Source organism: Streptomyces sp. YIM 98790 (assembly GCF_011421595.1).
Classification (GTDB): domain Bacteria; phylum Actinomycetota; class Actinomycetes; order Streptomycetales; family Streptomycetaceae; genus Streptomyces.
This window is the reverse complement of the sequence record NZ_WTLH01000060.1, coordinates 17,920-31,614: the sequence shown is the minus strand read 5'-3', so window position 1 is coordinate 31,614 and position 13,695 is coordinate 17,920. Positions and strand designations below refer to the sequence as shown.

At 74.1% G+C, this 13,695-nt stretch carries 11 protein-coding genes and 1 pseudogene; 5 read left to right on the top strand and 7 right to left on the bottom strand.

The features are described 5' to 3' along the window. Nucleotides 1-68: 68 nt before the first annotated feature. A complete protein-coding gene (locus tag GQS09_RS12850) occupies nt 69-1,052 on the bottom strand; it encodes an aldo/keto reductase (protein ID WP_165986174.1) in 984 nt (327 codons plus the stop codon). A 75-nt stretch (nt 1,053-1,127) separates the two neighbouring features. On the opposite strand from GQS09_RS12850, the gene GQS09_RS12845 reads away from it, so the two are divergent. From GQS09_RS12845 to mshC, 5 genes are all read left to right on the top strand, one after another. After that, nucleotides 1,128-2,189 carry an LLM class F420-dependent oxidoreductase gene (locus GQS09_RS12845; protein ID WP_165986173.1) on the top strand — a complete coding sequence of 354 codons (1,062 nt, stop codon included), beginning with the start codon at nt 1,128-1,130 and terminating at the stop codon, nt 2,187-2,189. A 174-nt stretch (nt 2,190-2,363) separates the two neighbouring features. Further along, nucleotides 2,364-3,056: a histidine phosphatase family protein gene (locus GQS09_RS12840; protein WP_165986172.1), complete on the top strand. Its 693-nt coding sequence runs from the start codon at nt 2,364-2,366 to the stop codon at nt 3,054-3,056. A gap of 106 nt (nt 3,057-3,162) precedes the next feature. Beyond that, nucleotides 3,163-3,753 carry a DUF3090 domain-containing protein gene (locus GQS09_RS12835; protein WP_165986171.1) on the top strand — a complete coding sequence of 197 codons (591 nt, stop codon included), beginning with the start codon at nt 3,163-3,165 and terminating at the stop codon, nt 3,751-3,753. Continuing rightward, nucleotides 3,717-4,589, top strand: a complete 873-nt coding sequence (locus GQS09_RS12830; protein WP_165986170.1) for an SCO1664 family protein — start codon at nt 3,717-3,719, stop codon at nt 4,587-4,589. The genes GQS09_RS12835 and GQS09_RS12830 overlap by 37 nt, the downstream gene beginning before the upstream one ends. A gap of 79 nt (nt 4,590-4,668) precedes the next feature. Then, on the top strand, nt 4,669-5,907 hold the full coding sequence (mshC, locus tag GQS09_RS12825; RefSeq protein ID WP_165986169.1) for a cysteine--1-D-myo-inosityl 2-amino-2-deoxy-alpha-D-glucopyranoside ligase: 1,239 nt from the start codon (nt 4,669-4,671) through the stop codon (nt 5,905-5,907). Between the two features lie 135 nt (nt 5,908-6,042). Here the strand turns inward: mshC and GQS09_RS12820 are convergent. From GQS09_RS12820 to GQS09_RS12795, 6 genes and pseudogenes are all read right to left on the bottom strand, one after another. After that, nucleotides 6,043-6,912, bottom strand: a pseudogene (locus GQS09_RS12820) (PAC2 family protein); the annotation flags it as partial. A 506-nt stretch (nt 6,913-7,418) separates the two neighbouring features. Next, the gene (locus GQS09_RS12815) at nt 7,419-8,462 is read right to left on the bottom strand and encodes a hypothetical protein (RefSeq protein WP_243761355.1); all 1,044 of its coding nucleotides are present in this window, start codon (nt 8,460-8,462) and stop codon (nt 7,419-7,421) included. Nucleotides 8,463-8,549: 87 nt separating this feature from the next. Then, complete coding sequence (locus tag GQS09_RS12810) at nt 8,550-10,259, bottom strand: glycerol-3-phosphate dehydrogenase/oxidase (protein WP_165986167.1); 1,710 nt, start codon at nt 10,257-10,259, stop codon at nt 8,550-8,552. Between the two features lie 6 nt (nt 10,260-10,265). Further along, on the bottom strand, nt 10,266-11,795 hold the full coding sequence (gene glpK / locus GQS09_RS12805) for a glycerol kinase GlpK (protein ID WP_165986166.1): 1,530 nt from the start codon (nt 11,793-11,795) through the stop codon (nt 10,266-10,268). Between the two features lie 51 nt (nt 11,796-11,846). Continuing rightward, nucleotides 11,847-12,626 (bottom strand): MIP/aquaporin family protein, encoded by a 780-nt coding sequence (locus tag GQS09_RS12800; RefSeq protein ID WP_165986165.1) that lies wholly within the window; start codon nt 12,624-12,626, stop codon nt 11,847-11,849. A 210-nt stretch (nt 12,627-12,836) separates the two neighbouring features. After that, nucleotides 12,837-13,640: an IclR family transcriptional regulator gene (locus GQS09_RS12795; RefSeq protein WP_165986164.1), complete on the bottom strand. Its 804-nt coding sequence runs from the start codon at nt 13,638-13,640 to the stop codon at nt 12,837-12,839. Between the last annotated feature and the right edge of the window lie 55 nt (nt 13,641-13,695).

Genomic DNA, 13,695 nt, shown 5'->3' with positions numbered 1-13,695 from the left:
GGTGCCGTCCGCCGCGCCGGCGCCGTCCGTGCCGCCGGCGCCGTCCGTGCCGCCCGTGCCTGCCGTGCTCACAGTGCGCTCCAGTCGTGATCGGGATAGCGGTGCACCGGGGCGGAGACATCGTCCAGCGCCCGGGTGATCTCGTCAGGAAGACTAAGGTCTTCCACCGACAGTGCCTCGGCGAGCTGCTGCGCGGTGCGGCAGCCGAGCAGCGGCGCCACCACGCCCGGCCGGTCCCGCACCCAGGCAAGCGCCACCTGCAGCGGCGTCACCGCCAGCCCTTCGGCCGCTATCGCCACCGCGTCCGTGATCCGCGCCGCGCTTTCCCCCAGATAGGGGGCCACGAACGGCGCCAGATGGTCCGAGGCGGCGCGTGATCCCTCCGGGCGCGCCCCGCCCCGGTACTTGCCGGTCAGCACTCCGCGGCCGAGCGGTGAGGAGGGCAGCAGCCCGATGCCCAGATCCATCGCCCCGGGCAGCACCTCGCGCTCCACACCCCGCTGGAGCAGCGAGTACTCCAGCTGCACCCCGGCCAGCCGGACCCGCGCCCCGGGCAGCGCCAGCTGCCAGGCACCGGCCTTGGCCAGCTGCCAGCCGCAGAAGTTGGACACCCCGGCGTAGCGCACCCGGCCGCTGCGCACCGCGTCGTCCAGCGCCTGGAGGGTCTCCTCCAGCGGCGTCACCGGGTCGTAGGCGTGGATCTGCCACAGGTCGACGTAGTCGGTGCCCAGCCGCTGGAGGGAGGCGTCCAGCGCGGCCATCAGGTGGGCGCGGGAGCCGTCGAAGCGGCGGTACGGATCGGGCACGCTGCCCGCCTTGGTGGCGATCACCAGATCCCGGCGCGGCACCATGGCCAGCAGCCGTCCCAGGAGATACTCGGAGCCGCCGTCCGCGTACACATCGGCGGTGTCCACCAGGGTGCCGCCGGCCTCCCAGAAGGTCTTGAGGAGCTCCGCGGCTTCCTCCTCGCCGGTGTCCCGTCCCCAGGTGAGGGTGCCGAGTCCGAGCCGGGAGACGCGCAGGCCGGTCCGGCCGAGGTGCCTGAGATCCATGGCCGTTGAGCGTACTTCGGGCGCGCGCTAGAGTCCGGGGGACCCATACGTTACTGATCAGTAAGGGGTGTCGGGATGCGGTTGGGAATCAACCTCGGCTACTGGGGCGCCGGGATGGACGCCGACAACCTCGCCGTGGCCCAGGAGGCCGACCGGCTGGGCTACGCGGTCTGCTGGGCGGCCGAGGCGTACGGCTCGGACGCCGCCACCGTGCTCGCCTGGGTGGCCGCACAGACCGAGAACATCGACGTGGGCTCGGCGATCTTCCAGATCCCGGCGCGGGCACCGGCCATGACCGCGATGACCGCGGCCACCCTGGACACGCTCAGCGGCGGCCGGTTCCGGCTGGGCATCGGCGTCTCCGGGCCGCAGGTCTCCGAGGGCTGGTACGGCGTGACGTTCGACAAGCCGCTGGCCCGCACCCGGGAATACGTGGAGATCGTGCGCCGGGCGATGAGCCGCGAGCGGCTGTCCTTCGAGGGCGAGCACTGGACCCTGCCGCTGCCGGGCGGCCCCGGCAAGCCGCTCAAGCTCACCGTGCACCCGGTGCGGGAGCGGATTCCGCTGTACATCGCCGCCATCGGGCCGAAGAACCTGGAGCAGACGGGGGAGATCGCCGACGGCGCGCTGCTGATCTTCTTCTCGCCGGAGCACGCCGAGCAGACCACGCTGGGCGCGCTGCGTGCCGGACGGGCCAGGGCGGGCGCGCAGCCCGGCCGGGAGCTGGAGGGCTTCGACGTGGTCCCCACCGTGCCGCTCGCCGTGGGCGAGGACGTGCCGGCCCTGGCCGACCACTTCCGCCCGTACACCGCGCTGTACGTCGGGGGCATGGGCAGCCGGAAGCAGAACTTCTACAACCGGCTGGCCCGCCGGATGGGCTACGAGCGGGCCGCGGCCGAGATCCAGGACAAGTACCTGGCCGGGGACAAGTCCGGCGCGGCCGCGGCCGTGCCGCACGAGCTGATCGACTCCACCACGCTGATCGGCCCGGTGGAGCGGATCGCCGACCGGATGCAGGCCTACGCGGAGGCCGGGGTGACCACGCTCAACCTGGCCCCGGCCGGCTTCACCCGCGAGGAACGCATCGCCTCGCTGCGCGCCGCCGTCGCCGCGACGGAGCGCGCCGGCCTCGCCTGAGAAGCCCCCACGGCGGTCACCGCAGGCCGTGGCGTACGGCGNCGGCGGTCACCGCAGGCCGTGGCGTACGGCGGGTGCACGGCGGGTGGTGCACGGCGGGTGGTGCACGGCGGGGGTGTGCGGTTCGGACCGGGCGGCCGGAGGCGGCGGCGGGCGGGGCTCTAGGGTGGGGGCATGCCGACGCTGCTGCTTGTTCGCCACGGGCGTACCGATGCCAACTCCTCGGGTCTGCTTGCCGGGAGGGCGCCCGGCGTGGGGCTGGACGAGCACGGCACCGCGCAGGCGGCGCGGCTGCCCCGCCGCCTGGCGGAGGTGCCGCTGGCCGCGATCGTGCACAGTCCGCTGCAGCGCTGCCGGGAGACCGTCACCCCGCTGAGCGAGTCCCGCCCCGGGGTGCCGGTCCACCCGGACGAGCGGATCGCCGAGTGCGACTACGGCGAATGGACCGGCCGTCCGCTCTCCGAACTGGCCCGGGAGCCGCTGATGCAGACCGTGCAGCGCTACCCCTCGGCCGCCGTCTTCCCCGGCGGCGAGTCGCTGCGCGCCATGCAGAACCGGGCCGTGGACGCGGTGCGGGAGTGGGACGCGCGGATCGCCGCCGAGCACGGTGCGGACGCCGCCTGGCTAGCCTGTTCCCACGGCGACATCATCAAGTGCCTGGTCGCGGACGCCCTCGGACTCCACCTCGACCTCTTCCAGCGGATCGGCGTGGGTCCGGGCTCCGTCACGGTGCTCCGCTACACGGCCGAGCGCCCGTTCCTGCTGCGCCTGGGCGACACCGGCGATCTGTCCGGAGTCGCCGCGGCCCGGCAGACTGCTGCCGAGGCGTCCGCACCGGGTCAGGCGGCCGTCGGCGGCGGTGCCTGACCAGCCGTACCGGGCGCGCCCCACCGCCAGCCCGGTGCGGACCCCCGGCCCCTGCCGGGCAGTAGGGTGCCAAGTGACCGCACAAGTCGATCTCACGGAGCAGCAGGTGTCCCGTCAGGTATTCCTCTATGACCCTCCGGACCGCTTCGTGGCGGGAACGGTGGGGCTGCCTGGGCATCGGTCGTTCTACCTCCAGGCCACCTCCGAGGGCCGGACCACCAGCGTGGCGCTGGAAAAGGTGCAGGTGGCGGCGCTGGCCGAGCGGATCGACGAACTGCTGGACGAAGTCGTGCGGAGGTCCGGCGGCAAGACCACCGTGCCCGCCGTGGCGCCGCCGGAACTCACCGACACCGGCCCGCTGGTGACTCCGGTGGAGGAGGAGTTCCGGGTCGGCACCATGGCCCTGGCCTGGGACGCGGACAGCGAGCGGATGCTGGTCGAGGCGCAGGCCCGGGTCGATCTGGAGGCCGACTCGGAGGAGGAGTTCGCCGAGGCCGAGGAACGCCTGCTGCGGGACGAGGAGAACGGCCCGCCGCTGCTGCGGGTGCGGCTCACCGGCAGCCAGGCGCGGGCCTTCGCCAAGCGTGCCCTGGACGTGGTCAACGCGGGCCGCCCGCCGTGCCCGCTGTGCAGTCTGCCGCTGGATCCGGAAGGACATGTATGCCCGCGCCAGAACGGATACCGCCGGGGAACATGACCGTTCTCGACGTGCTCGCCCAGGGCCGGCTGAACCTGGCCGGGCGGCTGGCCTCGGCGTCCAACGCGGTGTTCTACGGCCACGCCGAGTCCGGCGGCGAGCGGCTGCCCTGCGTCTACAAGCCGGTGGCGGGCGAGCGGCCGCTGTGGGACTTCCCGGACGGCACGCTGGCCGAGCGGGAGGTCGCGGCGTTCGAGATCTGCCGCGCGCTCGGCTGGGACTTCGTACCCCCCACGGTGCTGCGTGACGGGCCGCACGGCCCCGGCATGTGCCAGCAGTGGGTCGGCCCGCCGCCGGACCGCGAGGACGCCCCGGCGGACGACGGGGAGGCAGCCGAGGCCGGTGCCGGCGGAGCCGCACTGCTGCGGCTCGTGGACGGCGACGAGCCCGGCCCCGGCTGGCGCGCGGTGGGCCGGGCCGAGCTCGGCGGCGGACGCACCGCGCTGCTGGTGCACGCCGACGACCTGCGGCTGCGGCGGCTGGCCGCCTTCGACGCGGTGATCAACAACGGGGACCGCAAGGGCGGGCACCTGATACCGCTGCCGGACGGCCGGATGTACGCCATCGACCACGGGGTGAGCCTGCACACCGACGACAAGCTGCGCACCCTGCTGTGGGGCTGGGCGGGCGAGCCCCTCCCGGCGGACGTGGCCGCGGCCCTGCGCCGCCTGTCCGGGCGGCTGGCCGACGGCAGCCCGCTGGCGCTCCGGCTGGCCGAGCTGATCACCAAGCCCGAGCTGGAGGCGCTGCGGGCCCGCACCGAGGCCCTGCTGGCCGCCGGGCGGCACCCGGAGCCGGGCGGCGACTGGCCGGCCATCCCCTGGCCCCCGGTCTGAGGCCACGGCCGCCCGATCCGGGGCACGCACCCGGGAGCCGCCTTCGTGTAGGGGACCGTTATGCGGTTAGGCTCATGACATGCACGCCTGGCCTGCCTCCCAGGTCCCCGTCCTGCCCGGTCAGGGCCGCGACCTGAGAATCCACGACACCGCCACGGGAGCGCGGGTGGCCCTTCCGCCGGAGCGCCCCGGCGAGCCCGCCCGGCTCTACGTCTGCGGCATCACCCCCTACGACGCCACGCATATGGGTCACGCCGCCACCTACGCGGCGTTCGACCTGGTACAGCGCGTCTGGCTGGACAACGGCCGGCAGGTGGTCTACGTGCAGAACGTCACGGACATCGACGACCCGCTGCTGGAGCGTGCCGAAGCCACCGGCGAGGACTGGACCGCGCTGGCGGGGCGCGAAACCGCCCTGTTCCGGGAGGACATGGCGGCGCTGCGGATGCTGCCGCCGCGGCACTTCATCGGCGCGGTGGAGGCCATACCGCGGATCGTGCCGCTGATCGAGCAGCTGCGCGAGCAGGGCGCCGCCTACGAGCTGGACGGCGACATCTATTTCGCGGTGGCCTGCGACCCGCGCTTCGGCACGGTCTCCGGCTACGACCAGGCCACCATGCTGCAGCTGTCCGCGGAGCGCGGCGGCGACCCGGAGCGGCCCGGCAAGAAGAACCCGCTCGACCCCCTGCTGTGGCGGGCGGCCCGGGAAGGGGAGCCGTCCTGGGACGGCGCCTCCCTGGGGCCCGGCCGCCCCGGCTGGCACATCGAGTGCGTCGCCATCGCCCTCGACCACCTGGGCATGGGCTTCGACCTGCAGGGCGGCGGCTCGGACCTGATCTTCCCGCACCACGAGATGGGTGCCGCGCACGCCCAGACCCTCACCGGGCGGCACCCCTTCGCGCGCGCCTACGCGCACGCCGGGATGGTCGGCTACCAGGGCGAGAAGATGTCCAAGTCCAAGGGGAACCTGGTGCTGGTCTCGGCGCTGCGCCGGGCCGGGACCGACCCGGCCGCCATCCGGCTGGCGCTCCTTGCCCACCACTACCGCAGCGACTGGGAGTGGACCGGCCGGGTGCTGGCCGAGGCCGAGGACCGGCTCGCCCGCTGGCGGGCCGCGGTCTCGCGTCCCGACGGGCCGCCCGCCGACCGGCTGACCGAGGAGATCCGGCAGGCGCTGGCCGACGATCTGGACGCCCCCGCCGCGCTGGCCGCCTTCGACCGCTGGGCCGCCGCCCAGCACGCCGCGGGCGGTGACGACCCGGGCGCGCCCGGTGTCGCGAGCCGCGCCGCCGACGCCCTGCTGGGCGTGGCTCTGTGATCCTTCTGTGACGATCCCTCTGTGATGTGACCTTCTGTGACCCCACCGCCGGGCCGCGGCACCGCGGCCCGGCGGGCTGCCGCGCACGGGGGAGCGCGGCCCCTTCGCTCAGCCGGCGGGTCCGCGGAAGTGCGGCGGGCCGTCGTCGTCGCCCGGATCGCGGCGGCGCAGATAGCGCTCGAACTCCCGGGCGATCGCCTCGCCCGACGCCTCCGGCAGCTCCGCGGTGTCCCGCGCCTGCTCCAGAGCCTGCACGTACTCGGCGACCTCGCTGTCCTCGGCCGCGAGCTGGTCCGCCCCGATCTGCCAGGCCCGGGCGTCCTCCGGCAGCTCGCCCAGCGGAATGGACAGCTCCAGGAGATCCTCCAGCCGGTGCAGCAGGGCCAGCGACGCCTTCGGGTTCGGCGGCTGCGAGACGTAGTGCGGCACCGCGGCCCACAGGCTCACCGCCGGCAGCCCGGCATGCGCACAGGCCTCCTGGAGAATGCCGACGATCCCGGTGGGCCCCTCGTATCTGGACTCCTCCAGGTTCAGGCTCCGCGCCAGGTCCTCGTCCGCCGTCACGCTGGTGACCGGCACCGGACGGGTGTGCGGGGTGTCGCCCAGCAGCGCGCCGAGCACCACCACCATCTCCACGCCCAGCTCATGCGCGAAGCCCAGGATCTCGTTGCAGAACGAACGCCAGCGCATACTCGGTTCGATGCCGCGCACCAGCACCAGATCGCGCGCCCGGCCCCGCCCGTGTTCCTCGCCGATGCGCACCACCGAGAGCCGGGTCGTCGGCCAGGTGACCCGGCGCACCCCGCCGTCCAGCCACACATGCGGGCGGTTCACCTGGAAGTCGTAGTAGTCCTCGGCGTCCAGCGCCGCGAACACCTCGCCCTTCCAGGTCCGTTCCAGATGCGCGACCGCGGCGGACGCGGCGTCCGCGGCATCGTTCCAGCCCTCGAACGCGGCCACCATGACCGGGTCGACCAGCTCGGGAACGCCCTCGAGCTCGATCACCCAGCGCCTCCTTCCGACCAGGCCGGACACCGCGGCCCGCCTGGCTGCTGACTCCAGTTCCGTGCGTGCCCAGCCTACGGCGTCACCGTGCCCGGGCCGCAGCCCTCGTACGCCTCGACGGCCCCCGTCCGGGGCGGAATCCGCAGCCGGGCCGGCGCCGCATCCCGCCGGCGGACGCACCGTCACCGACAGCGGCCCGGCGGCCAGCGGCACCATGCCCGCGGCGATCACCCGGCGGGCGCCGGACGGCGCCGCCGGCCGGTCCCGCTTCCCGGCCCGTCAGGCGATGCCGCGGACGAGATCAACGACAGAATCGGTCGCCGGCCGGCGGACGACATCGAGTCCGAGGAGGAATGCCTGCAACGCTGCCCGCGAGATGTGGGCGGCAGGAGAACCGGCCACGCGAATCGACCTGGAGGCGGACCCGACCTGATACCGGCGTCGCGGACGGCTCCCGGCCGCGGCGGGGCGGCAGGGGCAGTGGGGGCAGTGGGGGCAGTGGGGGGTCAGTCCGTGGCGCCCCACTGGCGGCGGTAGGTGCGCCAGTCCTCGGCCGTGGCGGCGTAGTCCACGTAGAGCGCCACCCCGAAGCCCTGCCGCCCCGGGTCCTCCCGGGTCAGCCCCAGCCGCACCCCGCGCACCGCCGCCCGCACCGTCTCGGCCCGGTGGATCAGATCGCCGTTGTGGAAGAACGGCAGTCCCATCAGGAGTTCGGTCTCCTCGGGCGTCACCTGGAGGGCCAGCTCGGTCTGCTGCGCCACGTAGCCGCCGTACAGGCTCTCCACGGGGGTGATGCCGTCGTAGCTCATCACCGCGATCTGGTCCACCCGCTGCGCCACCTGGCCGAAGTACCGCTGGGACCACCACTTGTTGCGGCCGGTCACCGCCCGCATCACGGTGTTCATGCTGGGCAGCGGGTCGATCTGGTGGGCGGAGACGGACAGCACGCCGCCGCGCCCGCCCACCTCCTCGCCCAGCGCGTCCAGCAGCAGCAGATAGTCGGGGTCGCCGGACTCGATGGCCTCGACATTGAGATGCACCCCGTCGAAACCCAGGTCGAGCATCTGCCCGGCACTGGCCACCACGCCCGCACGGTCCCGGGCATCGGCCAGCCGCAGGCCGCCGTCGTCGTCGCCGTAGGTCAGCCGGTTGCCGATCCAGGCCTGCACCCGGACCCCGGGGAGCTGCTCGGCCATGGCCGCCAGCAGCCAGCCCGCCCGCGGGTGCCGCTCCGCCGGCAGGGTGCCGTCGTCCTCCATGGGGCCGGTGTGCACGTAGACGTCACGGATCCCGGTGCCCTCGATGCGCTCGGCCAGTGCCGCCAGATCGGTCTCGTCCAGGCGGCCGTCCACCCAGGCGTGGCCGAGCCAGACGGCGTCCCGGCCCCGGCTGTGCGCCTCCGCGTCGACCGGCCCGCTGTACATGCCGCGCAGGAAGACCAGCGCGGCGACCAGCGGCAGCACCACGACCAGGGCGAGCGCCCCGGCGGTCCAGCGGACCGCCGGGCGGACCCGGCGCAGGGCCGCGCCCGGCGAGAAGGTCCAGCGCATCCCAAGATCACCCCCCGTACGTCTGTCTGGAACTCTGCCACATCCCCGCGCAGGACGACCATGCCCCCGGGCCCGGCGCCGGGAACATCACATCGGGCGGCCGGCCAGCAGCGCCGCCGTGCGGGCACGCACCTCCCCGGTGTCCAGCCCCCGGACGGCCAGGGTGGTGCGGCGGCGCAGCACGTCCTCCGGCGTGCAGGCCCACTCGGCGTCCCGGGCGTGGACGACCTGCGCCCAGATGTCGGGGCCGTCCGGGTGGATGCGCTCGCCCAGTGCCGGGTCCCGCTCCGCCAGCCGGGCCAGCTCGAAGGCCAGGGACCCGTAGTGGCCGGCCAGGTGACGGGCGGTCACCGGGTCCAGCCCGCCCGGCACGCCGCCCTCGTCGCCGCCCGCGCGGCGGCCGTCCCCGCCGTCCCCGCCGTCCGCGGCCAGCCGGCGGGCCACCGCGTCGGGGTTGGCCACCCCGGGCAGCGGCACCCGCCGCACCAGCCGGGACACGGGCCCGCCCGGCGACCCCGGTGCGGAGGTGCCGGTGATCCGGGCGATCCGGGCCAGCACCTCCCGGCCGATGTGCCGGTAGGTGGTCCACTTGCCGCCGGCCACCGAGAGCATCCCGCCCGGTCCCTCGCTGATCACCGTCTCCCGTCTGGCCGAGGCCACCTCGCCGGGGCCGCCGGGCAGCACCCGCAGCCCGGCGAAGGCGTACGTGACCAGATCGGGGGAGAGGTGCTCGTCGCGCACCGAGAGAGAGGCCTCGTCCAGGATCTGCCGGATGTCGGACTCGGTGGCCCGCACCTCGCCCGGGTCGCCCTCGTAGGGCTCGTCGGTGGTGCCCAGCAGCAGATGGTCCTCCCAGGGCAGGGCGAACGTGATCCGGTAGTGGTCCACCGGCGTGGCCATGGCCGCCCGCCAGGGCACGGTGCGGCGCAGCACCACATGGGCGCCCTTGGAGAGCCGGATGCTGGGGGCGGCCTGCGGGTCCTCCATCCGCCGCAGCCGGTCCACCCAGGGGCCGGTGGCGTTGAGCACCAGCCGGGCGGAGACGCCGAACTCGCTGCCGTCCAGCCGGTCCCGCAGCTCGGCGCCGGTGACCCGGCCGCGGGTGAAGCGCAGTCCGGTCACCTCGGCGTGGTTGAGCACCGTCGCCCCGGCCTCGGCCGCGGCCCGGACGGTCAGCACCGCCATCCGGGAGTCGTTCATCTGGTGGTCGCCGTAGACGGCCACCGCGCGCAGGTTCTCGGTGCGCAGGCCGGGGTTGGCGGCCGCGGCGCGGGCCGGGGTGATGACCCGGCCCACGCCGTCGCCGAAGGCGGAGAGCGCGGAGTAGGCGAAGACGCCCGCGCCCAGCTTGGCCGCGCCGTGCGGGCCGCCCCGGTAGACCGGCAGGTGGAAGGTGAGCGGGCGCACCAGGTGCGGGGCCACGTCCCGGGCCAGCACCCGGCGCTCGCGGTGGTTCTCGGCCACCAGCCGCACCGCGCCGGTCTGCAGGTAGCGCAGCCCGCCGTGCACCAGCTTGGAGGAGGCGGAGGAGGTGGCGCCGGCGAAGTCGCCGGCCTCCGCCATGGCCACCCGCAGCCCGGCCTGGGCGGCGTGCCAGGCGACCGAGGTGCCCAGGATGCCGCCGCCGACGACCAGCAGATCGAAGGTGCCGCGGGCCAGCCGGTCGCGGGTCCGGGCCCGTGCCTCGGCCGCGGCCGGTATCAGGCCGGTGCCGGACGCGGAACCCGGGGAGCCCGCGGAACCCGGGGGGCCCGACGGGCCAGGGGAGGCAGGGGTGGGGGCGGTGGTGTGCTGCATGGTCTCTCAGCTCTCCTCGTCGAGCCAGCCCATGGTCCGCTGTACGGCCTTGAGCCACTGCTTGTACTCGCGGTCCCGCAGCTCCGGGTCCATCCGCGGGGTCCATTCCGCGGCCCGGCGCCAGTTGGCCCGCAGCTCCTCGGTGTTCGACCAGAAGCCGGTGGCCAGGCCGGCGGCGTAGGCGGCGCCCAGGCAGGTGGTCTCGGAGACCATGGGCCGCACCACCGGCACGTCCAGGAAGTCGGCGATGTTCTGCATCAGCAGGTTGTTGGCGGTCATCCCGCCGTCCACCTTCAGCGCGGTCAGGCCGGTGCCGGAGTCCTTGCGCATGGCGTCCACGATCTCCCGGGTCTGCCAGGCGGTGGCCTCCAGCACGGCACGTGCCAGGTGGGCCTTGGTGACATAGCGGGTCAGGCCGGCGATCACCCCGCGGGCGTCGGAGCGCCAGTAGGGCGCGAACAGCCCGGAGAAGGCGGGCACGAAGTAGGCGCCGCCGTTGTCCTCCACCGACAGGGCCAGGGTCTCGATCTCGGCCGCGGTGCTGATCAGGCCCATCTGGTCGCGCATCCACTGCACCAGCGCGCCGGTGACCGCGATGGCGCCCTCCAGCGCGTAGACGGGCCGCTCGTCGCCGATCCGGTAGCCGACCGTGGTGAGCAGCCCGTGGTAGGAGCTGACCGGCTTCTCGCCGGTGTTCATCAGCAGGAAGGTGCCGGTGCCGTAGGTGGACTTGCCCTCGCCCACCGAGTAGCAGGTCTGGCCGAACAGCGCCGCCTGCTGGTCGCCGAGGGCGGAGGCGACCGGGGTGCCGGCCAGCGGCCCGCCCGCGGCGGTGCCGTAGACCTCGGCGGAGGAGCCGATCCGGGGGAGGACGGCGGCCGGCACGCCCATGGCTTCCAGGATGGCCTCGTCCCACTCCATGGTGTGCAGATTCATCAGCATGGTGCGGGAGGCGTTGGTGACGTCGGTGACGTGCCGGCCGCCGTCCGGGCCGCCGGTGAGGTTCCAGATCACCCAGGAGTCCATGGTGCCGAACAGAATCTCGCCGCGCTCGGCGCGTTCCCGCAGGCCGGGCACGTTGTCCAGCAGCCAGCGCACCTTGGGTCCGGAGAAGTAGGAGGCCAGCGGCAGGCCGGTCTCCCGCCGGAACCGCTCCTGGCCGGCGTCCCGGCCGAGTTCGCGGCAGAGCTGGTCGGTGCGGGTGTCCTGCCAGACGATGGCGTTGTGCACCGGGCGGCCGGTGGCCTTCTCCCACAGCAGGGTGGTCTCCCGCTGGTTGGTGATGCCGATCGCCTTGACCTCGTCGTTGGTGATGCCGGACTTGGCGAGCGCGCCGGCGATCACCTCCTGGACGTTGCGCCAGATCTCGGCGGCGTCGTGCTCGACCCAGCCCGGCCGGGGGAAGATCTGCTCGTGCTCCTTCTGGTCGACGGAGACGATCCGGCCGTCCCGGTCGAAGACGATGCAGCGGCTGGAGGTGGTGCCCTGGTCGATGGCGGCGATGAACTCGCGGGGGGCGTCGGGGCTGGCGTTCATACGGCGGCTCCTGCGGGGTCGGGGTGCGGGGTGTCGGGGCGGGGCACGGGATCAGAAGGCGAGCCGGCTGATGCCGGCGGCCAGGGCGGCCCCGGCCAGCGGTCCGGCCACCGGGATCCAGGCGTAGCTCCAGTCCGAGCTGCCCTTGTTGGGCAGCGGCAGCAGCGCGTGCACGATCCGGGGGCCGAGGTCGCGGGCCGGGTTGATGGCATAGCCGGTGGGTCCGCCCAGCGACATGCCCAGTCCGACCACCACCAACGCCACGATCAGCCCGCCCAGTGCGGTGACCTGGAGCTGTTCGTTGACGCCGACCTGGAGCACGGCCAGCACCAGCACGGCGGTGGCGATGATCTCGGTGGTGAGGTTCTGCACCGTGTTGCGGATCTCCGGCGCGGTGGAGAACACGCCGAGCACCGGTCCGGGGCGGTGGGTCTCCACCGGGCCGGGGTGGGCGGGCTTCTCGGGAATCCGGATGATCTCCGGGTCCCGCAGATGGGCCTGGAAGTGGCCGTAGTAGGCCAGCCAGGCCAGGGTGGCGCCGAGCATGGCACCCAGCATCTGGCCGCCCAGATAGGCCGGCACGTCGCCCCACTCGCCGCTGTCCAGGGCGATGCCCACGGTCACGGCCGGGTTGATGTGCGCGCCGGAGAGCGGACCGGCGATGAAGACCGCGGTCATGACCGCCAGCCCCCAGCCGAAGGTGATGACGGTCCAGCCGGCTCCGTAGGACTTGGACTTCCTGAGCACCACGCCGGCGACCACGCCGGCGCCCATCAGGATCAGCACGGCGGTGCCGATGATCTCGCCGAAGAAGATGTCGGAACTGGACATGGGCGGCTCCTTTGCCTGGTCCAGGGCAGCGGGAAGGGAGCGCGCCGGGTGGCGCGGCTGTGGGTCTTACGACCAGCGTTCGACAATGTCGACCGATGACCGGCAGTTTTTCGCCCTGGTGTCTTCCGCGTCAAGGGGTGCGCAGCCGCCCGCTCGCCGGACGTCCGGCCGGCGGCCGGTGGTGAAGAAGAGCTTGAAATCCGTATTGTCCTAGAAGCGACCGGCGCCCAGGTCGCGCGACACGGACCGGGCGCAGTCCCGGACCGCCGCGATCAGCCGCGGGCTGAGCTCGCCGTCCGGGCCGGCGCCGCCGCTGCTTTCTCCGGTCCCGCCGCCCACGGTCATGCGCTCCACGGCGCCGGTGATCGCCACCGCCCCCACCGGCATCCGCCGCCGGTCGAAGACCGGCGCGGCGATCGAGGCCACGCCCTCCCAGGTCTCGCCCAGGTCGCTGGCCCAGCCCCGGTCCCGCACCCGGAGCAGCTCCTTCTCCAGCGCGTCCCGGTCGGTGACGGTGCGGTCGGTGACCGCGGTCAGCTCCAGTTCGGCCAGCTCGCTGTGCGCCACCGGGTCGTAGGCGCTGAGCACCTTGCCCAGCGCGGTGCAGTGCAGCGGCTGCAGGGCCCCGATCTCCAGCACCTGACGGCTGTCGTCCGGGCGGAAGACGTGGTGCACTAGCAGCACCCCGCCCTGGTGCAGCACCCCCAGGTAGGAGCTCTCCCCGCTGGCCCGGGCCAGGTCGTCGGTCCACACCAGGGCCCGCGCCCGCAGCTCGTGCACGTCCAGATAGCTGTTGCCCAGCCGCAGCAGCTCGGCGCCGAGCTGGTACTTGCCGGAGCGTTCGTCCTGCTCCACGAAGCCCTCCTGCTGCAGGGTGCGCAGCAGGCCGTGGGCGGTGGCCTTGGCCAGTCCCATGGCGGAGGCGATGTCGGACAGGCCCAGCCGGCGCTCCCCGCCGGCCAGCAGGCGCAGCAGGGCGGCGGCCCGTTCCAGGGACTGAATCGTGCGGGCCATCGGGCTGCCTCCTCCGGTCGTGCGCGCGGATGGCCGGACAGGGGAAGTCTGGCCA